This is a genomic window from Neisseria basseii, from assembly GCF_962707005.1.
GTDB classification, from domain to species: domain Bacteria; phylum Pseudomonadota; class Gammaproteobacteria; order Burkholderiales; family Neisseriaceae; genus Neisseria; species Neisseria bergeri.
On record NZ_CAUIXH010000011.1, the window covers coordinates 17,908 to 40,843 of the forward strand.

The window sequence follows — 22,936 nt, forward strand, 5'->3', positions numbered from 1 at the left end:
GGTTCGCCATTAAAAAACCGCCTGAACATCTGATTCAGACGGTTTTCTCTCCATCAGGCATTCAATCTTCCAAAGTCTTTTCCAAGCGTTCCATACAGTTGCCCAAATGGCGGCGCAGGATTTTGACCACGCGGTTGCGCCTGCCTGCCAGCAGCAGGTCGAGGATTTCGCGGTGTTCGGAATGCGTGTGCGTATTGATGGCGTGTTTTTCCTCGCGATGCACGCCCGCCACGGCGACAATCAGGGAAGACCGCGCGCACAGCGTGTTCATAATGTCGAACAGCACATCGTTGCCCACCAGGCGCGCCAGTTCGACGTGGAAGGCATTGGACAGGCGGTTCCAGCCGACGCGGTCTCCTCTGCCAGAAGCCTCTTCTTCGCGCCTTATCATCGCATAAAGCGGCTTGAGGCGCGTTTCCAAATCCGGCAGGTCGGCGAGGATATTCAAAATCATCGTCTCCATTTCGATGCGCGCATTGAACACATCCTGCATTTCTTTCAAATCGGGAACATGGACGAACGCGCCCCTGTTGGGTTGCAAATCGACAATCTTGTCGTGCGCCAAAAGCGACAGCGCGCCGCGGACGGTGTTGCGCGAACACACCATCTGACGGCAAAGTTCGGATTCGGTCAGCTTTTTGCCGGGCAGCAGCACCTGATCGGTAATGCCGTCCAAAATCAGGGCGTAAACACGGAACAGTTCCGAATCGTGCCGCTCTTCGAGAATCAGGGAAGACGTGGTCGGCGCATGGATAATGTCGTCGTTTTCAAAGTTCATGATGTTTTCCGTATTTTTACGCTTTCAAGTTTTTTAAGATGTTTTAAGACGGCTGTGTTTCAAATCGTGTCGGAGAAATTAAAGTATTACACAAATTTATTTTATAGTGGATTAAATTTAAATCAGGACAAGGCGACGAAGCCGCAGACAGTACAGATAGTACGGCAAGGCGAGGCAACGCCGTACTGGTTTAAATTTAATCCACTATAATTCAATAAATTAATATATGGCTTAAAATAACGGGATTCCCGCCTTCCGCCCGCCCGCAGAAGCAGGCGGGTATCATTTTAAAACGCGGCATTTAAAATTTGACCAAAAATTGTTGACAATCCGGAATCAAGCCTGCACAATACCCCGACAAGTCCAAGTATTATAAAGGCTGAATAAAGAGGAAACAGCAGGCAGATATATTCGGGAGGTGCAGTCCGAATATATCTGCTTTTTTATGCGCCTCCGGCTTGCCTGCCGCCCCCCCCCTCCTTCAGACGGCATCGGTAGTTTCCCCATAATGCCGCCCGATGCCTATTTATCCACCCCGGCAATTTCAAAACTGTGGGTAATTTTCGCCGCCTTGCCCAACATAATCGAGGCCGAACAGTATTTTTCGGCAGACATCTGAACGGCGCGTTCAATGGCCGATTCTTTCAAATCATGCCCGATTACCTTGAAATGGATGTGGATTTCAGTAAACACGCGCGGCGCATCGTCTGCCCGTTTCGCCGTTACCGTCGCCTGGCAATCAATAACTTTCTGACGCTGTTTTTCGGCAATCATCACCACATCGATACTCGAACAACCCGCCACGCCCAACAGCAGCATCTCCATCGGGCTGGGTCCCCGCTTGACCGCACCCTCTGCCGCCGCACCTTCCATAACGACACTGTGCCCGCCTTCCGCTGTGCCGACAAAGCACATTCCGTCTATCCATTTTGATGTAACCTGCATCGTTTTTCCCTCCGGATAATCACATTAAAACCGCCCTGCATATGGCGTTGTTGCAAACAATTTCAAGCGGCTTATACAGAAATATGGACAAAACGGCAAAAAACCGCCCGAAAACTGGTTTACGGTTTGGCGGCCTGGCCGTTGATCTGCACCGATTTGAGCTTCAGCGTATAGGTTTTGCCGTCGTCGGTATAGCCGATTTGTGCCGGAATATTGTTCAGGGACGGTGCGAAGAAATACGTTACTGTATCGTCGCCGCGCCGCACCTGATATTTGACAACCTCGGTTTCCGCACCGCCTATGCTGTATTTTCCCGTACCCGCCTTATTCAAACCGCCGACGGAATAAAGTTTTTTACCGTTGGTGATTTTCAGCCTCGGAGGGAGTTTCGCGTCATTTGCCGCCAACTGCCAGGCAAGCGTGAACAAATCCATAGCCTTGGGGCTTGGCTCGGTTTTGCTCTCGCCCGCTTTGCCGTAAGTTACGCTACCGTCGGCGAACTTGGCTTCCGCATATAGTTTTCCGCCACGTATATCTTTGTAGTAGGCAGGATGCAGTGTGTTGCCGCTAACCGTACCTCCTGATTCGAAACGGATATTGTACAAAGGTACTTTGATCGTTGAAACGATTTTGTAGCCGTTGCCGCTGCGCGTAAACACCATAGTGGCAGGAATGCCGTAACTGCCCGAATAGTGCAGCGTGGCAGACTGAGGCAGCTCTGCCGCATACGCATACGGTAATGCGGCAGATAAAATGACGGCTGAAAATATATTTTTAAGAGGCTTCATCATTTGCTCCCGTTCGGTTCATGCCAGCAAGAAACAAGCGGCATCCGCACTTTCCTTTTTCTTCACACGGTTGCCCTCGATACTCAAGCGGCCGGCGGCAAAATCAGCAACGGCTTTCGGATAAAGTTTATGCTCGACAGCTAAAACCCGTGCGGCAATATCGTCTGCCGTATCACCATCAAGTATCGGCACAATCCCTTGCGATACAATCGGGCCGCAATCCAGCTCGGCCGTAACAAAATGAATAGTACAGCCGGCAACGCGGCAACCTGCCTCCAAAGCGCGTTCGTGCGTATGAAGCCCGGTAAACGAAGGAAGGATGGACGGGTGAATGTTCATCAGCCTGCCTTCGTAATGGGCGCAAAACTCGGGGGTCAGAATCCGCATAAAACCTGCCAAAACCACCAAGTCAGGTTGATATGCGTCGATTTTTTCCATCATGGCGGTATCGAAGGCAAGCCGGGACGCAAAGTTTTTATGATTCAGGCTGTCGGTCGGAATACCCTGACCGGCCGCCCATTTCAGTCCTTCCGCCGTTTCGCTGTTGCTTAACACGGCAGCGATATGGACATTTGGAACGGCAGCATTGACGATAGCTTGCATGTTGCTGCCGCGTCCGGAAATCAGGATAACGATGTTTTTCATAATGGTGCGCTTTTGAAAGGGATGCCGTCTGAACCGCTGTTTGGTGGTTTCAGACGGCATTTGCCGTAAAAATGCCCGAAAACCTGTTTCGGGCAAGGGTTCGGACTTAATTTACTTTTTTGATCTCGACTTGAGCCGGCTGTTGGGCAGACGCATTTTCGGGTGCACCAACCTTAACCAGTTTCACATCAAATACCAAAGTGGAATTCGGACCGATTTTTTCGCCCGCACCCTGTTCGCGGTAGGCAAGGTTGGACGGGATGTAGAACGTGGCTTCGCCGCCTTCTTTCAGGAGTTGGACACCTTCGGTCCAACCCGGAATCACTTGGCTTAACGGGAAGGTTGCCGGACCGCCGTTGGCTTTGCTGCTGTCGAATACGGTACCGTCAATCAGGCGGCCTTCGTATTCCACGGTAACGATGTCGTCTTTGGTCGGCTGTTTGCCTTCGCCCTGTTTGGTGATTTTGTATTGCAGGCCGGAAGCGGTGGTTTTCACTCCTTCTTTGGCGGCATTTTCCTTCAGGAAGGCTTCGCCTTTTTCTTTATTGGCCTTCGCGTCCGCCTTGTGTTTTTCTACGGCTTTTGCCTGTTGTTCCTGAAGGAATTTCATCATGACTTCCTGAGCCTGCTCTTCGGTCATTTTGATTTCTTTGCCGTCATACACTGCCTGCATGGCTTCGGTAAAGACTTTCAAATCGATTTCCGCGCCCTGTTCCTTCATTTGTTTCAGGGAGCGTCCGATGTCCACGCCCATCGCGTAGCTTGCCTGCTGCATCGTGCTGCCGATTGAAGAGGTGTCGCCCTGCGCGGCAGAAGCGGCGGCAGGTTCGGATGCAGATGCGGGGGCGGCTTCTTTTTTGCCGCAGGCGGAAAGTGCCAAAGCGGCGGAAAGGGTCAGTGCGCTGATTTTGAAAATTGTGTTCATGATGGATCTTCGCTGTCGATAAGGTCGGAAAAATGGGATTATAGCCGAGTTTGAATGTTTCAACACACAGGACGACACATAAAGCGTCAATCTGTGTGCTGTCCTGTTTTGGAAGGGATTGAACCTTCCCAAATAAGGTCTGATTCTACCGCCCCGAAGGACAGATGTCCAAGTGGCGGGGTTCAACCGATAAGGAAATTTTAATCAAATAGAATCAAGCCTGTTTAAATTTTGTAAATGTGGCATTTCAGACGGCATTTCATGCCTTGCCCTCCATGCCGTGATGTTCGATGGCAAAACCGCTTCGGCGGTAGGCGGCAAAGCGTTCGCGCGCGTCGGCGAGTTCTTCCAGGCTGTTGCCGACGATTTCCAAAACGCGTGCGGGCAAGACCGGAGCGGTGTCCCAAAAATCATCCGATAAATTAAGAACCGTCATATCTTCCGCAATTTCGGGAATGCTGCCGCCTGCCGCCAGCAAAACCGGCGTATCCTCCGGCATCGGACACCCCGCCTCCCAAATTTCGTGCGGAATGAAATTCTCGGCTTCGTATTGCCAAAGCATTTTGTCCAATTCCTGAAGCCGCCCGAACGAATCGGACCACACCAGTATCCTGCCGCCGTCCCGAATCGCACGGGCAATCAGGCGGCAGGTGAAAATCGGAACTTGGGCAACGTGCGTGTAAAAGGTAACTTTCGGCATATTGTTTGAACATTTGATAGGATGATGCCGTCTGAAAGGCTTCAGACGGCATTTTGGCAAAATTAAAGATTCCGCAGATAGTTCAGCAGCAAGGGAACGGGGCGGCCGGTCGCGCCTTTTTCCGCACCGGATTTCCACGCCGTACCCGCGATGTCGAGGTGTGCCCACGGGTAATCTTCGGTGAAGTAAGACAGGAAGGTGGCGGCGGTAATCGTGCCTGCGCCGGGTGTGCCGATGTTGGGGATGTCGGCAAAATTGGATTTGAGCTGGTCTTTATAGGTTTCAAAGAGCGGCAGTTGCCATGCTTTGTCGTCCACGTTGCGGGAAGCGGCGAGCAGGCTGTCGACCAAATCCTGATCGTTGCCCATCACGCCGCTGACGTCATGACCCAAGGCGATGATGCACGCGCCGGTCAGGGTGGCGACATCGATGACGGCTTTAGGTTTGAACTGTTCGGCGTAAGTGAGCGCATCGCACAAAATCAGACGGCCTTCGGCATCGGTGTTCAACACTTCAATCGTCAGGCCTTTCATGCTTTTCACGACATCGCCCGGTTTGTTTGCCGCGCCGGAAGGCATGTTTTCGCAGGTGGCAACGACGGCGACGAGGTTGATCGGCAGTTGCAGTTTGACGGCGGCGCAGAAGGTGCTGATGACGGTTGCCGCGCCGCACATGTCAAACTTCATTTCATCCATGTTCAAACCGGGCTTAAGAGAGATACCGCCGGTGTCGAAGGTGATGCCTTTGCCGACCAAGACGACGGGGGCGGCTTCTTTGTCGGCTGCGCCGAAGTAGCTCAATTCAATCAGATAGGGGTCTTCCACGCTGCCTTTGGCAACCGACCAGAACGAACCCATGTTTTCTTTGATATAGTCTTTTTCGATGATTTTGGCGTGTGCGCCCAATTTTTCGGCTTCGGCTTTGGCGGTACGCGCGAGGAATTCAGGCGTGCATTCGTTCGGCGCGGCATTACCCAAGTCGCGGCAGAGGCTTTGTCCGTAAACTTGCGCTTCGGCGACGCGCAAGGCTTCTTTAACGGCGGTTTCGTGTGCGCTGTGGAACACGGCAGTTTCAAATTTGGCGGGCTTGGCTTCTTTTTTGTAGCGGTCGAAACGGTAGGCGGCATTGCCGAACGCAATCGCAAACGCTTCGGCAACGGCTACTGCTTGCGCCTCATTAAAGGCGTGAACGTCCACATTGACCGTTTCCTGATTTTGCGCCCATTTCGCAGCTTCGGCGGCGGCCTTGTTCAGCGCGGCGCGGCCGGTGCTTTTCAGACGGCATACGGCGACTGCCTGCAAACCGTTGTCCGTCGGGATTTTGGTGTCGGCAAAATTCTGACCCTCTTCCAAAGCAGAGAAGAGCGCATGTGCGGCGGTGTTGTGCTCTGGTGCTTTGTCGGCGCAGACAAACAGCAGCGCGCCTGCCTGCTGTTCCTGCAAGATTTCGGTTTTTGTGCTAAATTCCACGTTTATTCTCCTGATTGAGACGGTTTATCGGGAAATTCAGACGGCATCCGTTCAAATGCCGTCTGAAAAGACGGTCTGATTGTACCCCATTTGAAAGCCTGTCCGAAACCTTACCGATACCGCCGCCTGTTGCCAGCCGAAGCCGGAACCCATGATTTACCAAAGAAACCTGATTAAAGAACTTTCCTTTACCGCCGTCGGCATTTTCGTCGTCCTCTTGGCGGTATTGGTTTCCACACAGGCAATCAACCTGCTCGGGCGCGCCGCCGACGGGCGTGTCGCCATCGATGCCGTGGCGGCGTTGGTCGGCTTTTGGATTATCGGGATGACCCCGCTGTTGCTGGTTCTGACCGCATTCATCAGCACGCTGACCGTGTTGACCCGCTACTGGCGCGACAGCGAAATGTCGGTCTGGCTCTCCTGCGGATTGGCATTGAAACAATGGATACGCCCCGTCATGCAGTTTGCCGTACCGTTTGCCATCCTGATTGCCGTCATGCAACTTTGGGTGATGCCGTGGGCAGAACTGCGCAGCCGCGAATACGCGGAAATCCTCAAGCAGAAGCAAGAATTGTCCATGGTGGAAGCGGGCGAGTTCAACAGCCTGGGCAAGCGCAACGGCAGGGTTTACTTCGTCGAAACCTTCGACACCGAATCGGGTATCATGAAAAATCTGTTCCTGCGCGAACAGGATAAAAACGGCAACGACAACATTATCTTCGCCAAAGAAGGCAATTTCTCACTGAACGACAACAAGCGCACGCTCGACCTGCGCAACGGCTACCGTTACAGCGGCACGCCCGGAAAAGCCGATTACAACCGCGTTTCTTTCCAACACCTCAGCCTGATTATCAGCACCACGCCCAAACTCATCGACCCTGTTTCACACCGCCGTACCATCCCGACCGCCCAACTGATTGGCAGCAGCAACCCCCAACACCAGGCGGAATTGATGTGGCGTATCTCGCTGACCGTCAGCGTCCTCCTGCTCTGCCTGCTTGCCGTGCCGCTTTCCTATTTCAACCCGCGCAGCGGCCACACCTACAACATCCTCGTCGCCATCGGGCTTTTCCTGATTTACCAAAACGGACTGACCTTCCTGCGCAATGCCGTGGAAGATGGCAAAATCCATTTCTGGCTCGGACTGCTGCCCATGCACATCATCATGTTCGCCATCGCCGTCGTACTCCTGCGCGTCCGCAGTATGCCCAGCCAGCCCTTCTGGCGGGCGGTTGGCAAAAGTCTGACATTGAAAGGCGGAAAATGAACCTGATTTCACGTTACATCATCCGCCAAATGGCGGTTATGGCGGTTTACGCCCTCCTGGCCTTCCTCGCCCTGTACAGCTTTTTCGAGATCATCAACGAAGTCGGCGACTTGGGCAAAGGCAGCTATAACGGCGCAACCATGGCGCAATACGTCCTCATGCAGATGCCCGCGCGCGCCTACGAACTCATGCCCCTCGCCGTCCTCATCGGCGGACTCGTCTCCCTCAGCCAGCTTGCTGCCGGCAGCGAACTGACCGTCATAAAAGCAAGCGGCATGAGCACCAAAAAACTGCTGCTGATCCTGTCGCAGTTCGGACTGATTTTCGCCATCGCCACCGCCGCGCTCGGCGAATGGATTGCCCCCACCCTCAGCCAAAAAGCCGAAAACATCAAATCCGCCGCCATCAACGGCAAAATCAGCACCGGCAATACCGGGCTTTGGCTCAAAGAAAAAAACAGCATCATCAACGTGCGCGAAATGCTGCCCGACCATACCCTGCTGGGCATTAAAATTTGGGTGCGCAACGACAAAAACGAGCTGACGCAGGCAACGGAAGCCGAATCCGCCGTTTTAAACAACGACGGCAGTTGGCAGTTGAAAAACATCCGCCGCAGCACGCTTAGCGAAGACAAAGTCGAAGTCTCGACCTCAGCCGAAGAAAACTGGCCGATCGCCGTCAAACGTAACCTGATGGACGTATTGCTCGTCAAACCCGACCAAATGTCCGTCGGCGAACTGACCACCTACATCAGCCACCTCGAAAACAACAACCAAAACACCCAGATCTACGCCATCGCCTGGTGGCGCAAATTGGTTTACCCCGTCGCCGCATGGGTCATGGCGCTCGTTGCCTTCGCCTTTACGCCGCAAACCACGCGCCACGGCAATATGGGCTTGAAACTCTTCGGCGGTATCTGCCTCGGTTTGCTGTTCCACTTTGCCGGCAGGCTCTTCGGGTTTACCAGCCAACTCTACGGCGTCCCGCCCTTCCTCGCCGGCGCACTGCCTACCATAGTCTTCACCTTGCTCGCTGTTTGGCTGATACGCAAACAGGAAAAACGTTGAACAAATGCCGTCTGAACCTCTCTTCAGACGGCATTAGTTTTTATTATCATATTCCCGCAGGCAGATAGCCGTTCCCTATTACATAGCCTGTCATAACAGTTCCATTTTTGTTAAAACTAGTCTATGATAGCGGTGCAAATATTGTTTACAATATTTAACGCAAATCATTTGCAACCGGACAAAAGAAAAACAGAAAAAGGAACAAAGAGATGTTAGAAGCCTATCGTAAAGCCGCCGCCGAGCGCGCCGCCCTCGGCATTCCCGCCCTCCCTTTAAACGCGCAGCAAACCGCCGATCTGGTCGAGCTGCTGAAAAATCCGCCCGCAGGCGAAGGCGAATCCTTGGTCGAACTGCTTGCCCACCGCGTACCGCCCGGTGTGGACGATGCCGCCAAAGTCAAAGCCTCATTCTTGGCAGCCCTTGCCGAAGGCAGCGCATCCAGCCCCTTGATTTCCCCCGAATATGCGACCGAACTGTTGGGCACGATGCTCGGCGGTTACAATATTCACGCCTTAATCGAACTCTTGGACGACGACAAACTCGCGCCTATTGCTGCAAATGGTTTGAAACACACTTTGCTGATGTTCGACTCTTTCCACGATGTTCAAGAAAAAGCCGAAAAAGGCAACAAATACGCGCAAGAAGTATTGCAATCTTGGGCAGATGCCGAATGGTTTACTTCTCGTGCCAAAGTTCCTGAAAAAATCACCGTTACCGTCTTCAAAGTTGACGGCGAAACTAATACGGACGACCTCTCTCCCGCGCCCGACGCGTGGAGCCGTCCCGATATTCCGCTGCACGCGCTGGCGATGCTGAAAAACCCGCGCGACGGCATCAACCCCGACAAACCGGGCGAAATCGGTCCGATTAAACTGCTGGAAGAACTCAAAGCCAAAGGTCATCCGGTTGCCTATGTCGGCGACGTGGTCGGTACCGGCTCTTCACGCAAATCCGCGACCAACTCCGTCATTTGGCATACCGGCGAAGACATTCCGTTCGTGCCGAACAAACGCTTCGGCGGCGTGTGCTTGGGCGGCAAAATCGCGCCGATTTTCTTCAATACTCAAGAAGACTCCGGCGCGCTGCCGATTGAGGTCGATGTTTCCGCACTGAAAATGGGCGATGTCGTCGATATCCTGCCTTATGAAGGCAAAATCGTGAAAAACGGCGAAACCGTTGCCGAATTCAGCCTGAAATCCCAAGTATTGCTGGACGAAGTGCAAGCCGGCGGCCGTATCAACCTGATTATCGGCCGAGGTCTGACCGCCAAAGCGCGCGAAGCCCTGAAACTGCCTGCCTCTACTGCATTCCGTCTGCCTCAAGCACCTGCCGAAAGCAAAGCCGGTTTCACCTTGGCACAAAAAATGGTCGGTCGCGCCTGCGGTTTGCCCGAAAGACAAGGCGTACGTCCGGGTACTTACTGCGAACCGCGCATGACGACAGTCGGCTCGCAAGACACTACCGGCCCGATGACCCGCGACGAGTTGAAAGACTTGGCTTGTTTGGGCTTCTCCGCCGATATGGTGATGCAGTCTTTCTGTCACACCGCTGCTTATCCGAAACCTGTCGATGTGAAAACCCATAAAGAACTGCCCGCCTTCATTTCTACCCGTGGCGGCGTGGCTCTGCGTCCGGGCGACGGCGTGATCCACTCATGGCTCAACCGCCTGCTGTTGCCTGATACAGTCGGTACAGGCGGCGACAGCCACACCCGCTTCCCCATCGGTATTTCCTTCCCAGCCGGTTCCGGCTTAGTCGCTTTTGCCGCAGCCACCGGAGTGATGCCGCTCGATATGCCCGAGTCCGTATTGGTACGCTTCAGCGGCAAATTGCAACCGGGCGTAACCCTACGCGACTTGGTAAACGCCATTCCGCTTTACGCGATTAAACAAGGCTTGCTGACTGTTGCCAAAGCCGGTAAGAAAAACATCTTCTCCGGCCGCATCCTCGAAATCGAAGGCCTGCCCAATTTGAAAGTGGAACAAGCCTTTGAATTGACCGATGCATCCGCCGAACGCTCCGCCGCCGGCTGTACCGTGAAGCTCAACAAAGAGCCGATTATCGAGTACATGAAATCCAACGTCGTGTTGATGAAAAACATGATTGCCGACGGCTATCAAGACCCGCGCACTTTGGAACGCCGCATCAAAGCCATGGAAAAATGGCTGGCAAATCCCGAGTTGCTCGAAGCGGATAAAGATGCCGAATACGCTGCCGTGATCGAAATCAACATGGACGACATCAAAGAGCCGATTATCGCCTGCCCGAACGACCCGGATGACGTATGCTTTATGTCCGAACGCTCCGGCACCAAAATCGACGAAGTGTTCATCGGTTCGTGCATGACCAACATCGGCCACTTCCGCGCCGCCTCCAAACTTCTGGAAGGCAAGGCAGACACCCCCGTCCGCCTGTGGATTGCGCCGCCGACCAAAATGGACGCGAAACAATTGTCCGACGAAGGACACTACGGCGTACTCGGACGTGCCGGCGCGCGTATGGAAATGCCGGGTTGCTCCTTATGTATGGGTAATCAGGCGCAAGTACGCGAAGGTGCGACCGTTATGTCCACCTCCACCCGCAACTTCCCGAACCGCTTGGGCAAAAACACCTTTGTTTACCTCGGTTCGGCGGAATTGGCGGCAATCTGCTCCAAACTGGGTAAAATCCCAACCGTTGAAGAATATCAAGCCAATATCGGCATCATCAACGAACAGGGCGATAAAATCTACCGCTATATGAACTTCAACGAAATCGACAGCTACAACGAAGTAGCCGAGACCGTGAATGTTTAACCGGAGCGACCCCGAGATAAGGGGGTGGCAACCATGCCGTCTGAAAGTTTTTCAGACGGCATTATAATATTCTGCCAATCTCCCCTTTTAACGGGCAGTATAATGCAATCCTCCCCATCCGCCATACAAGGCAGAGATAATATGAACCTGAAAAACCGCCACTTCTTGAAACTCTTAGACTTCACGCCGGAAGAAATCACCGCCTACCTCGACCTTGCCGCCGAATTGAAAGCCGCTAAAAAGGCAGGGGGCGAAGTGCAGCGGATGAAAGGGAAAAACATCGCCCTGATTTTTGAAAAAACCTCTACTCGGACACGCTGTGCGTTTGAAGTTGCCGCACGCGATCAAGGCGCGGGCGCAACCTATCTGGAACCGTCCGCCAGCCAAATCGGGCACAAAGAAAGCATCAAAGACACGGCGCGCGTCTTGGGCAGGATGTACGATGCCATCGAATATCGCGGCTTCGGTCAGGAAGTTGTTGAAGAATTGGCGAAATATGCGGGCGTACCCGTATTCAACGGGCTGACCAACGAGTTCCACCCCACTCAAATGCTCGCCGACGCGCTGACCATGCGCGAACACAGCGGCAAACCTTTGAACCAAACCGCGTTTGCCTATGTCGGCGACGCGCGTTACAACATGGGCAATTCCCTGCTGATTTTAGGGGCAAAATTGGGGATGGACGTGCGTATCGGCGCACCGCAAAGCCTGTGGCCGTCTGAAGGCATTATTGCCGCCGCACACGCCACCGCCAAAGAAACCGGCGCAAAAATTACCCTGACCGAAAACCCGCAAGAGGCCGTCAAAGGTGTCGGTTTCATTCATACCGACGTATGGGTCAGCATGGGCGAGCCGAAAGAAGTATGGCAGGAACGCATCGATTTGCTGAAAGATTACCGCGTTACCCCCGAGCTGATGGCGGCATCGGGCAATCCGCAGGTCAAATTCATGCACTGCCTGCCCGCCTTCCACAACCGAGAAACCAAAGTCGGCGAATGGATTTACGAAACCTTCGGCTTAAACGGCGTGGAAGTAACGGAAGAAGTATTCGAAAGCCCTGCCAGCATCGTGTTCGACCAAGCGGAAAACCGTATGCACACGATTAAAGCGGTAATGGTCGCGGCTCTGGGCGACTGACAGAACTGTACCTGTTTAAATTCATCCGCAACACAGATGTCGTCTGAACACGATGTTCAGACGGCATCCATATAAAAAACTGCCTACACGATGTGTAGGCAGTTCCGTTTGAAAACAATCAGTTTTTGTCTTGGTCAACCAATTTGTTGGCAGTAATCCAAGGCATCATAGCACGCAGTTGTGCGCCGACTTTTTCAACTTGGTGGTCGGCATTCAGACGGCGGCGGGCAGTCATAGACGCGTAGTTGACGTTACCCTCTTGGATAAACATTTTCGCGTATTCGCCGGTTTGAATGCGTTTCAGGGCATTGCGCATGGCTTCTTTGCTGGAAGCATTGACCACTTCAGGACCGGTAACGTATTCGCCGTACTCCGCATTGTTGGAAATGGAGTAGTTCATGTTGGCAATACCGCCTTCGAAAATCAAATCAACGATGAGCTTCATTTCGTGCAGACATTCGAAGTAAGCCATTTCAGGCGCGTAACCGGCTTCGGTCAGGGTTTCAAAACCTGCTTTAATCAACTCGACCACGCCGCCGCACAATACGGCTTGTTCGCCGAACAGATCGGTTTCGGTTTCTTCGCGGAAAGTGGTTTCAATCACACCGCCTTTGGTGCCGCCGTTGGCAGCCGCATAAGACAGGGCGATGTCTTTGGCTTTGCCGGAATTGTCTTGGTAAACGGCAATCAGAGAAGGCACGCCGCCGCCGCGTTTGTATTCACTGCGTACGGTATGGCCCGGACCTTTGGGGGCAACCATAATCACGTCCAAGTCGGCACGCGGAACGATTTGGTTGTAGTGCACGTTGAAGCCGTGTGCAAATGCCAGCGTTGCGCCTTCTTTCAGATTGGCTGCAACTTCAGCGTAATAGACGGCAGGCATGGTTTCGTCAGGCAGCAGCAGCATAACGACATCGGCTTCTTTGGTCGCTTCAGCAACAGTTTTGACGACATGGCCGGCTGCTTCAGCTTTTTTCCAAGAAGAACCTTGGCGCAGACCGATCACCACGTTTACACCCGAATCTTTCAGGTTGGCGGCATGAGCATGACCTTGCGAACCGTAACCGATGATGGCAACGGTTTTGCCTTTGATCAGGGACAGATCGGCATCTTTATCGTAATAGACTTGCATTTGATTTCCTTTAAGATAAATGGTTGTCGAAGCCTTAATAATGTTGAGCGGCTTCGGACGGGTTAAACAGAGTGTGCCGCTTAAGCGGCAACTTCATTCATCAATACGATTTCCAACGCTTCGGTTTTGCCGTCAACGGACTGGACGAAGACTTGGAAATGCGCGCTGGCGTTATGTTCGTCAATAGCTGCTTGGGATTTCCAATTTTCCACGAAAACAAAACGGTTCGGTTTGCCGATTTCCTGATGGAGATCGTAGCTGATGTTGCCCTCTTCTGCACGACTGGCTTTGACCAGTTCTTTAAACTGTGCTGCCAGTGTTTCCGTGTATTCCGGTTTGACGGTAACCAGTGCGACAATTTTAATGTTCGACATAAATCTCTCCTGCCGTTCGTTTTTCAGACGGCATTCAAATACCATGCCGTCTGAAAGGTTACGGCGTTAAATTTTCAAAATACGCTCACCGCGACCGATGCCGGCCGCGCCTGTACGTACGGTTTCCAAAATTTGGGCGCGTCCGACCGTTTCCAAAAAGGAATCCAGCTTGTCTGTCGAGCCGGTAATTTCAATCGTATAGCTGCGGTCGGTTACGTCGATGATGCTGCCCCGGTAGATTTCAGTCAAGCGTAAAAATTCGTCGCGGTCTTTGCCGGCGGCACGGACTTTTACCAACATCAGTTCGCGTTCGACAAAACGGCTTTCGTTCAAATCGACCACTTTAATCACTTCAATCAATTTGTTGAGTTGCTTGGTGATTTGTTCGATGACCTGCTCGTCGCCGTGGGTAACGATGGTCATACGGGACAGGGTTTTGTCTTCGGTCGGCGCAACCGCCAAAGAATCGATATTGTAATCGCGTGCGGAGAACAAACCGACCACGCGGCTCATCGCACCTGATTCGTTTTCGATCAGAACAGATAAGATATGTCGCATTTGCCTCTCCTTACGCCTTTCCGTCCGCACGCATATGCGGCGGAAGTACCATTTCGTCCAAACCTTTGCCGTTGCCGACCATGGGCATCACATTCTGTTTCTGGTCGGTCAGGAAGTCGATAAACACCAGCCTGTCTTTTTGGTTCAATGCTTCCAACAAGGCACCTTCCACATCAGACTTCTTGTCCACGCGGATACCGATATGGCCGTATGCCTCGGCAAGTTTGGCGAAATCGGGCAAAGAATCGAAATAGGTTTCCGACTCTCGGCCGCCGTAATATATTTCCTGCCACTGGCGTACCATACCGAGATAACCGTTGTTCAGCGTAATGACGTTAACCGGAATCCGATATTGGAAACAGGTGGACAGCTCTTGGATGTTCATCTGAATCGAGCCGTCGCCGGTGATACAGAATACGTCTTGATCCGGGGCGGCAAGTTTTGCACCAATCGCATAAGGCAGACCCACGCCCATCGTACCCAAACCGCCGGAATTGAGCCATTGGCGCGGACGTTCGAAGGGATAATATTGAGCCGCAAACATTTGATGCTGCCCTACATCCGATGTGATGATTGCCGAATTGCCGGTAATCTCGGCAAGCTTCTGAATCACATATTGGGGCTTGATAATTTCGCTGCCGTTGTCAAACCACAAGCAATCTCGGGAACGCCATTCCTCTATGGTTTTCCACCATTTGCCCAAAGCATCTTCAGACGGCACGGACTCTTGTTTTTGCCACAGCGCAACCATCTCGGACAAAACGTTTTTCACGTCGCCGACAATCGGAATGTCCACCTTCACGCGCTTGGCGATGCTGGAAGGATCGACATCAATATGGATAACCTTCTTCGCCTTCTCGAAAAATTTGGACGGTACGGAAACCACACGGTCGTCAAAACGCGCACCTACGGCAAGAACGACATCCGCATTCTGCATGGCAAGGTTTGCCTCGTAAGTACCGTGCATACCGAGCATACCGAGGAATTGGCGGTCGCTGGAAGGATAAGCACCCAAGCCCATCAGCGTACCCGTGCACGGAGCACCCGTCATTCGGACAAATCGGGTCAGCTCTTCAGAAGCATTACCCAACACCACGCCGCCGCCAAAATAGACGACCGGACGTTTGGCAGATGCCAACATCTGCACGGCCTTTTTAATCTGACCGATATGCCCTTGAACAACCGGTTGATACGAACGGATAAAAATGTCTTCCTGAGGATAGCTGAATTTCGCCATCGCCTGCGTAACATCTTTCGGGACATCGACCACCACGGGGCCCGGCCGGCCGCTTGCGGCAATTTGGAATGCCTTTTTAATGGTTTCCGCCAACTCATTGATGTCCGTAACCAGGAAATTGTGTTTGACGCACGGACGGGTAATGCCCACCGTATCAACTTCTTGGAACGCATCCGTACCAATCAGGGAATTGCCTACCTGTCCGCTGATGACCACCATCGGAATCGAATCCGTATAGGCAGTAGCAATACCGGTCAGCGCATTGGTAACGCCCGGGCCGGATGTAACCAATGCCACGCCCACCTTACCGCTGACGCGCGCATACGCATCTGCCGCGTGTACTGCCGCCTGCTCATGGCGGGTAAGAATGTGTTTGAATTTATTGAGTTGGAACAGGGCATCGTAGATTTCGATAACCGCACCGCCAGGATAACCGAAAACGTACTCGACGCCTTCGGCTTTGAGACTCTGCACTATGATTTGTGCGCCTGATAACTGCATAACGACCTCTTTTATACGGTTTCAAACCAATAGGGACAAACCGCTTTGCCACAGCACCTGTAATGCAATCCCACCAAGCAGCGATTTAGGGTACGCGCATTGAAAGAACACGGCAACAGACGGATTATCCAATCAATTGGAAAGGAACACAGAGTTTGTGAAAAAGAGTAGAAACGATAACGCAAACCGACAGTTCAATCAAGAAAAATCTTTCATCTTTTAATATTTTTTGAAGACGGAGAAATTATTGATTGATTTTAAAAGAATAAAATCAGGAGCGCCTTTTTTGAAAGATGGGAATTGTTGACAGTTTGCATGAGGGCAGATGTGAAAAAACCCTTCTTCGGTATCAAGAATTTTAAAATTTACAGGGTCTCATCCCAATTAAAGACTCGGGATATTGATTGAACTTGATTTTATTTTTGATATATCAAAAATATTCCCAACCATACTTCCTGAAAATAGCTCATTGCACCGGACTGTATTGGGCGGCATTGACAGAACCAAGAGGGCTAACAACGACTTAAGATATTGATTGTATTTAGTCTTATCTATTTCAGTAAATAGCAATAGACAAAAAAATAACCGCTATAACGCGGTTGTGGTGCCCAGGGTCGGACTCGAACCGACACACCTTGCGGCGGGGGATTTTGAGTCCCCTGCGTCTACCAATTTCGCCACCTGGGCTGGTGAAGAAGTCGCCATTATAATGGCTTTTGAGATTCTGTAAACCTTTTTTTTGAAATTATTTTGTCTGTTTTTATTTTGTTTTTGATTTTAAATAGAATTTTTATTATTTTAATCTTACTGTGCTTTCCGCTCAAAAGCATTCTGTATGATTCGGCAATTCCTGCCGTACGGACAATGTAAAAAATACTACATTAAATCTGCCAAACGCGTTAAGATGGAAATATTCAAATTCCGTACGAATCAGGTTTTTCTATTTATTCTTGGGAGATTGTCATGTTTTCTGTACCGCGTTCCTTTTTGCTGGGCGTTTTCGCACTTGCCTCGCTTGCCGCCTGCAAACCTCAAGACAACAGTGCGGCGCAAGCCGCTTCTTCAAGTGCATCCGCGCCGGCTGCGGAAAATGCGGAAAAACCGCAAACACGCGGTACGGATATGCGTAAGGAAGACATCGGCGGCGATTTCACGCTGACCGACGGCGAAGGCAAGCCTTTCAGCCTGAGCGATTTGAAAGGCAAGGTCGTGATTCTGTCTTTCGGCTATACGCACTGTCCCGATGTCTGCCCCACCGAGCTGCTGACTTATAGCGACACGTTGAAGCAGTTGGGCGATCGAGCTAAAGATGTGAAAGTGGTGTTCGTCAGCATCGACCCCGAGCGCGATACGCCCGAAATCATCGGCAAATATGCCAAGCAGTTCAATCCGGACTTTATCGGTCTGACGGCAACGGGCGGCCAAAGCCTGCCGGTCATCAAGCAGCAATACCGCGTGGTTTCTGCCAAAGTCAATCAAAAAGAAGACGGCGAAAACTATTTGGTCGACCACTCTTCCGGTGCGTATCTCATCGACAAAAACGGTGAGGTTGCCATTTTCTCGCCTTACGGAAGCGAGCCGGAAACGATTGCCGCCGATGTAAGGACCCTGCTCTGATAAAACCGTATGCCGTCTGAACCGCCGATGCCTGTTCAGACGGCATTATTGTTTCAACCGACAAAGGACATCCAAACCATGCAGGATAATGCTTTGACCATCGCCTTATCCAAAGGGCGCATTTTTGAGGAGACGCTGCCGCTGCTTGCCGCTGCCGACATTGTTCCGACTGAAGAGCCCGAAAAATCGCGCAAGCTGATTATCGGGACGAACCATGAAAACATCCGCCTTGTCATTGTCCGCGCAACCGATGTGCCGACTTATGTGCGCTACGGCGCGGCGGATTTCGGGATTGCGGGCAAAGACGTGCTGATCGAACACGGCGGCTCCGGGCTTTACCGGCCTTTGGATTTGGAGATTGCCAAGTGCCGCATGATGGTTGCTGTGCGTAAAGGGTTTGATTACGAAGCAGCTTCGCAACCCGGATGCCGTCTGAAGATTGCCACGAAGTATCCTGAAATCGCGGCATCTCATTTTGCCGGCAAGGGTGTCCATGTGGACATTATCAAACTGTACGGCTCGATGGAACTTGCGCCGCTGGTCGGCTTGAGCGATGCGATTGTGGACTTGGTTTCGACGGGCAACACCTTGAAGGCAAACGGCTTGGAGGCAGTCGAACACATCGTCGACATTTCCAGCCGCCTGGTGGTCAACAAGGCTGCGCTGAAAACGAAATACGCGCTGCTCGAACCGATTATCCGTGCTTTTGAAAGCGCGGTCGGCGCACAGGCGTAAACGTTTCAGACGGCATTTCAGTTTTCGGAACATTATTTTGGAGAACAGAATGGATACGGCAAGCAAAGGCTTTTCCGAAGCTGCGCTGTCTGCATTGGGCAGCGGCGAAAACCGTTTTTATGTGTATTGTCTGACCGACTTGAAAAAGGGCAAGGTGCTGCACATCGGTACGGGTTGCGGCAACCGCATTTTCGAGTTCGACCATTTCGACGCGCCGACGGCGAAAGCGGTATCCAAGTGCCGGAAAACCGGACGCTTTATCCTGAACAGCCATCTGACCGAAAACGAAGCGCGTGCGGCAGAACAGGCAGTGGTGGCGTTTGTCCGCAGCGTCGGCGGCAAAAAACTGAAAAACCACGCCGATGGTTCGGCTTGGGGCATCAGCGCGGAAGAGTGGGAACGCCGTTTCGGCTTTGAAGCCGTGCAGACGGACGTGCTGAACCCCGACGGTTTGGTTTTAGCGGTCAAACTGCCCGACGCAGTCTTACGCAACGAATCCGCCGAAATACTCGCCGAACGCGCACGTGGTACTTGGACGGCAGCCAAAGACTTGATTAAAAAAGTGAAATATCTGGTCGGTATCGATACGGCTGCAAGCAATGCCGTCGTCTGCGCCTATGAAGTGGCAGGTTTTGAAACGGTGGAAACGGTAAAAAACGGCAAAACGCTGACGACGTACCGTTTTGCTTTCCTGCCCGAAACCAATGCGGCGGAAACTTTGGGATTGCGGCAAAAATCGCTGCCCGATTTGAAATTTGCCAACGGTTCGGACAAAACCTATATCCGCCCCAAAACCGTATAAATCAAACCGAAACGCTTTCCGAACTGCTTTCAGACGGCATTCGGAACAAATCACAAGGAGAACAAATCATGAAAAAACTCAACACCCAATCGCCCGATTTCCAAGCCGGACTCAAAGCCCTGCTGGCTTTTGAGACCGCGCAAAACCCCGAAACCGAACACATCGTTGCCGACATTTGCGCCGACGTGCAAAAGCGCGGCGATGCGGCTTTGATTGAATACACCAACAAATTCGATCAGACAAACGCTAAAAGCATCGATGATTTAATACTCACGCAAGCCGATTTGAAAGCCGCGTTCGAGCGCATTCCGAACGACGTTCAGGCGGCATTACAGACCGCCGCCCGCCGTGTCGAAAGCTACCACCAACGCCAAAAAATGGAATCGTGGAGCTACACCGATGAAGACGGCACACTGCTGGGGCAACAAATCACACCGCTTGACCGCGTCGGCATTTACGTCCCCGGCGGCAAAGCGGCTTATCCGAGTTCCGTCATCATGAACGCCATGCCAGCCCACGTCGCAGGTGTGAAAGAAATCATCATGGTCGTGCCGACACCGAAAGGCGAACGCAACGACATCGTACTTGCCGCCGCATACGTCGCCGGCGTAACCAAAGTCTTTACCGTCGGCGGCGCGCAGGCGGTTGCCGCCCTCGCCTACGGCACGGAAACTATCCCCCAAGTCGATAAAATCACCGGTCCGGGCAACGCCTTCGTCGCCGCCGCCAAACGCCGCGTGTTCGGCGTGGTCGGCATCGACATGGTGGCGGGGCCGTCTGAAATCCTGGTCATCGCCGACGGCACAACACCTGCCGATTGGGTGGCGATGGATTTGTTCAGCCAAGCCGAACACGACGAAATTGCCCAAGCCATCCTCATCGGCACGTCGCAAACGTATCTCGACGAAGTAGAAGCCGCCATGAACCGCCTGATCGAAACCATGCCGCGCCGCGACATCATCGAAGCCTCGCTCGGCAACAGGGGCGCGATGATACTCGCCAAAGACTTGGACGAAGCCTGCGAAATCGCCAACTACATTTCCCCCGAACACTTGGAATTGTCAGTCGAAAACCCGCAGGAATGGGCGAAAAAAATCCGCCACGCCGGCGCGATTTTCATGGGACGCTACACTAGCGAAAGCCTCGGCGACTACTGCGCCGGCCCAAACCATGTGCTGCCCACCAGCCGCACCGCCCGCTTTTCCTCGCCGCTGGGTACTTACGACTTCCAAAAACGTTCCAGCCTGATTCAGGTTTCGGAACAGGGTGCGCAAAAATTAGGCGAAACCGCCAGCGTGCTGGCACACGGCGAAAGCCTGACCGCCCACGCCCGCGCGGCAGAGTTCCGTATGAAATAATGCCGAAACGGCGTACAGGCATATTCCAACTATTAAGGAAACACGATGAAATCCGTCCGACACCTCATCCGCGACGACATACGGGCTATGTCGGCATATCAGATTGCCGATGTTCCGCCCGGTTTTGCCAAACTCGATGCGATGGAAAGCCCCGTCCACCCTTTTGCCGGACATGAAACGCTGTTGCAGGAATGGCAGGCACGGCTTGCTGCCGCGCCCATCCATCTTTACCCCAATCCCTCCGGCAGCGGTTTACAGGAAGCATTGCGTTCGGCGTTCGACATTCCCGACTGCGCCGACATCGCGCTGGGCAACGGTTCGGACGAACTGATACAGTTCATCACGATGCTGACCGCCAAACCGGGCGCGGCAATGTTGGCAGCCGAACCCAGTTTCGTCATGTACCGCCACAACGCCGCGCTGTACGTCATGGATTATGTCGGCGTTCCACTGAACGGAGATTTCACCCTCAACCTGCCCGCCGTCCTCGAAGCCGTCAGGAAGCACCGCCCTGCCCTGACCTTTATCGCCTACCCCAACAACCCCACCGGCGTATGTTTCACGCGTGCCGAAATCGAAGCCGTCATCGAAGCTTCAGACGGCATCGTCGTCATCGACGAAGCCTACGGCGCATTCAACGGCGACAGCTTCCTGCCGCAGGCAGGCAGCATTCCCAACCTCATCGTCATGCGTACCGTCAGCAAAATCGGTTTTGCCGGACTGCGTATCGGCTATGCGGCAGGCTGTCCCGAAGTCATCGGCGAACTGCAAAAAATCCTGCCGCCCTACAATATGAACCAACTGAGCCTGACCACCGCCAAACTCGCCCTGCAACACTACGGCATCATCTCTGCCAACATCGACAGCCTGAAAAACGAACGCAAACGGATGTTCGCCGAATTAGGCAAAATATGCCGTCTGAACGCCTTTCCAAGTCAGGCAAACTTCATTACCATACGTGTACCCGATGCCGATTTGTTGTTTGACACATTCAAACAAAACCGCATCCTCGTCAAAAAACTGCACGGCTCGCACCCGCTTTTGGAACACTGCCTGCGTATTACCGTAGGCAGCCCCGCACAAAACGATGCCGTTCTCAACGTCATCCGCCAACTTTACTGCCAACCAACGGATTTCCTATGAATTTGACTAAAACACAACGCCAACTGCACAACTTCCTGACCCTCGCCCAAGAAGCAGGTTCGCTGCCCAAGCTCGCCAAACTCTGCGGCTACCGTACCCCCGTCGCACTTTACAAACTCAAACAACGCCTTGAAAAGCAGGCAGAAGACCCCGACGCGCGCGGCATCCGTCCCAGCCTGATGGCAAAACTCGAAAAACACACCGGCAAACCCAAAGGCTGGCTCGACAGAAAACACAGCGAACGCACTGTTCCCGAAACCTCCGCAGAAAGCACCGGAACTGCCGAAATCCAAATTGCCGAAACCGCATCTGCTGCCGGCTGCCGCGCCGTTACCGTCAACCGCAATACCTGCGAAACCCAAATTACCGTCTCCATCAACCTCGACGGCAGCGGCAAAAGCAGGCTGGATACCGGCGTACCCTTCCTCGAACACATGATCGACCAAATCGCCCGCCACGGCATGATCGACATCGACATCAGCTGCAAAGGCGACCTGCACATCGACGACCACCACACCGTCGAAGACATCGGCATCACACTCGGACAGGCACTCCGGCAGGCGCTCGGCGACAAAAAAGGCATCCGCCGTTACGGACATTCCTACGTCCCGCTCGACGAAGCCCTCAGCCGCGTCGTCATCGACCTTTCCGGCCGCCCCGGACTCGTGTACAACATCGAATTTACCCGCGCCCTGATTGGGAAATTCGATGTCGATTTGTTTGAAGAATTTTTCCACGGCATCGTCAACCACAGTATGATGACCCTGCACATCGACAACCTCAGCGGCAAAAACGCCCACCATCAGGCGGAAACCGTATTCAAAGCCTTCGGGCGCGCCCTGCGTATGGCAGTCGAACACGACCCGCGCATGGCTGGGCAAACCCCCTCGACCAAAGGCACGCTGACCGCATAAAAAACCATACCGTCTGAAATACCCGCAGGCTTTTCAGACGGTATCGGAA

General features: G+C 52.9%; 21 protein-coding genes and 1 tRNA gene. 10 read left to right on the forward strand and 12 right to left on the reverse strand.

Going from position 1 to position 22,936, the window contains the following annotated elements; genetic code table 11:
- Positions 1-61: 61 nt before the first annotated feature.
- From Q9I99_RS06905 to Q9I99_RS06940, 7 genes are all read right to left on the reverse strand, one after another.
- On the reverse strand, positions 62-778 hold the full coding sequence (locus Q9I99_RS06905; protein WP_002212831.1) for a GntR family transcriptional regulator: 717 nt from the start codon (positions 776-778) through the stop codon (positions 62-64).
- Positions 779-1,300: 522 nt separating this feature from the next.
- A complete protein-coding gene (locus Q9I99_RS06915; RefSeq protein ID WP_301668541.1) occupies positions 1,301-1,723 on the reverse strand; it encodes an OsmC family protein in 423 nt (140 codons plus the stop codon).
- Between the two features lie 119 nt (positions 1,724-1,842).
- Positions 1,843-2,514, reverse strand: coding sequence for a DUF3108 domain-containing protein (locus Q9I99_RS06920; RefSeq protein WP_301668540.1), 672 nt, complete (start codon positions 2,512-2,514; stop codon positions 1,843-1,845).
- A gap of 15 nt (positions 2,515-2,529) precedes the next feature.
- A complete protein-coding gene (gene purN, locus Q9I99_RS06925) occupies positions 2,530-3,156 on the reverse strand; it encodes a phosphoribosylglycinamide formyltransferase (RefSeq protein ID WP_301668558.1) in 627 nt (208 codons plus the stop codon).
- 106 nt (positions 3,157-3,262) lie between these two features.
- A complete protein-coding gene (locus Q9I99_RS06930) occupies positions 3,263-4,081 on the reverse strand; it encodes an FKBP-type peptidyl-prolyl cis-trans isomerase (RefSeq protein WP_301668539.1) in 819 nt (272 codons plus the stop codon).
- A gap of 259 nt (positions 4,082-4,340) precedes the next feature.
- The gene (locus tag Q9I99_RS06935; protein WP_301668537.1) at positions 4,341-4,781 is read right to left on the reverse strand and encodes a DNA polymerase III subunit chi; all 441 of its coding nucleotides are present in this window, start codon (positions 4,779-4,781) and stop codon (positions 4,341-4,343) included.
- 62 nt (positions 4,782-4,843) lie between these two features.
- Positions 4,844-6,250 carry a leucyl aminopeptidase gene (locus Q9I99_RS06940; protein ID WP_301668535.1) on the reverse strand — a complete coding sequence of 469 codons (1,407 nt, stop codon included), beginning with the start codon at positions 6,248-6,250 and terminating at the stop codon, positions 4,844-4,846.
- 151 nt (positions 6,251-6,401) lie between these two features.
- Here Q9I99_RS06940 and lptF point away from each other — a divergent pair, with 151 nt between their 5' ends.
- The 4 genes from lptF to Q9I99_RS06960 all read left to right on the forward strand — a co-directional run bounded on the left by lptF (position 6,402) and on the right by Q9I99_RS06960 (position 12,516).
- Positions 6,402-7,517 carry an LPS export ABC transporter permease LptF gene (gene lptF / locus Q9I99_RS06945; protein WP_301668534.1) on the forward strand — a complete coding sequence of 372 codons (1,116 nt, stop codon included), beginning with the start codon at positions 6,402-6,404 and terminating at the stop codon, positions 7,515-7,517.
- Positions 7,514-8,584: an LPS export ABC transporter permease LptG gene (lptG, locus tag Q9I99_RS06950; RefSeq protein ID WP_301668533.1), complete on the forward strand. Its 1,071-nt coding sequence runs from the start codon at positions 7,514-7,516 to the stop codon at positions 8,582-8,584. The genes lptF and lptG overlap by 4 nt, the downstream gene beginning before the upstream one ends.
- A 209-nt stretch (positions 8,585-8,793) precedes the next feature.
- A complete protein-coding gene (gene acnB, locus Q9I99_RS06955; RefSeq protein WP_301668532.1) occupies positions 8,794-11,379 on the forward strand; it encodes a bifunctional aconitate hydratase 2/2-methylisocitrate dehydratase in 2,586 nt (861 codons plus the stop codon).
- A gap of 141 nt (positions 11,380-11,520) precedes the next feature.
- Entirely contained in the window at positions 11,521-12,516 is a 996-nt protein-coding gene (locus Q9I99_RS06960; protein ID WP_301668557.1) for an ornithine carbamoyltransferase, read from the forward strand.
- Between the two features lie 118 nt (positions 12,517-12,634).
- Here the strand turns inward: Q9I99_RS06960 and ilvC are convergent, their stop codons facing one another.
- From ilvC to Q9I99_RS06985, 5 genes are all read right to left on the reverse strand, one after another.
- Positions 12,635-13,648 (reverse strand): ketol-acid reductoisomerase, encoded by a 1,014-nt coding sequence (gene ilvC / locus Q9I99_RS06965; protein ID WP_127245248.1) that lies wholly within the window; start codon positions 13,646-13,648, stop codon positions 12,635-12,637.
- A gap of 80 nt (positions 13,649-13,728) precedes the next feature.
- Entirely contained in the window at positions 13,729-14,022 is a 294-nt protein-coding gene (locus Q9I99_RS06970; protein WP_301668531.1) for a putative quinol monooxygenase, read from the reverse strand.
- Positions 14,023-14,088: 66 nt separating this feature from the next.
- A complete protein-coding gene (gene ilvN, locus Q9I99_RS06975) occupies positions 14,089-14,580 on the reverse strand; it encodes an acetolactate synthase small subunit (protein ID WP_002212817.1) in 492 nt (163 codons plus the stop codon).
- A 10-nt stretch (positions 14,581-14,590) separates the two neighbouring features.
- Entirely contained in the window at positions 14,591-16,318 is a 1,728-nt protein-coding gene (gene ilvB, locus Q9I99_RS06980) for a biosynthetic-type acetolactate synthase large subunit (protein ID WP_301668526.1), read from the reverse strand.
- A gap of 602 nt (positions 16,319-16,920) precedes the next feature.
- Positions 16,921-17,005, reverse strand: a tRNA-Leu gene (locus Q9I99_RS06985).
- A gap of 276 nt (positions 17,006-17,281) precedes the next feature.
- On the opposite strand from Q9I99_RS06985, the gene Q9I99_RS06990 reads away from it, so the two are divergent.
- The 6 genes from Q9I99_RS06990 to hisB all read left to right on the forward strand — a co-directional run bounded on the left by Q9I99_RS06990 (position 17,282) and on the right by hisB (position 22,887).
- A complete protein-coding gene (locus tag Q9I99_RS06990) occupies positions 17,282-17,935 on the forward strand; it encodes an SCO family protein (RefSeq protein ID WP_301668525.1) in 654 nt (217 codons plus the stop codon).
- Between the two features lie 78 nt (positions 17,936-18,013).
- Positions 18,014-18,670 (forward strand): ATP phosphoribosyltransferase, encoded by a 657-nt coding sequence (gene hisG, locus Q9I99_RS06995; protein ID WP_301668555.1) that lies wholly within the window; start codon positions 18,014-18,016, stop codon positions 18,668-18,670.
- 37 nt (positions 18,671-18,707) lie between these two features.
- On the forward strand, positions 18,708-19,472 hold the full coding sequence (locus Q9I99_RS07000; RefSeq protein ID WP_301668524.1) for an endonuclease: 765 nt from the start codon (positions 18,708-18,710) through the stop codon (positions 19,470-19,472).
- Positions 19,473-19,540: 68 nt separating this feature from the next.
- Complete coding sequence (hisD, locus tag Q9I99_RS07005) at positions 19,541-20,830, forward strand: histidinol dehydrogenase (RefSeq protein ID WP_301668523.1); 1,290 nt, start codon at positions 19,541-19,543, stop codon at positions 20,828-20,830.
- Positions 20,831-20,875: 45 nt separating this feature from the next.
- Positions 20,876-21,973 carry a histidinol-phosphate transaminase gene (gene hisC / locus Q9I99_RS07010; protein WP_301668521.1) on the forward strand — a complete coding sequence of 366 codons (1,098 nt, stop codon included), beginning with the start codon at positions 20,876-20,878 and terminating at the stop codon, positions 21,971-21,973.
- Positions 21,970-22,887, forward strand: a complete 918-nt coding sequence (hisB, locus tag Q9I99_RS07015) for an imidazoleglycerol-phosphate dehydratase HisB (protein ID WP_301668520.1) — start codon at positions 21,970-21,972, stop codon at positions 22,885-22,887. Before hisC ends, hisB begins: the two co-directional genes overlap by 4 nt.
- The last annotated feature ends 49 nt before the right edge of the window (positions 22,888-22,936 follow it).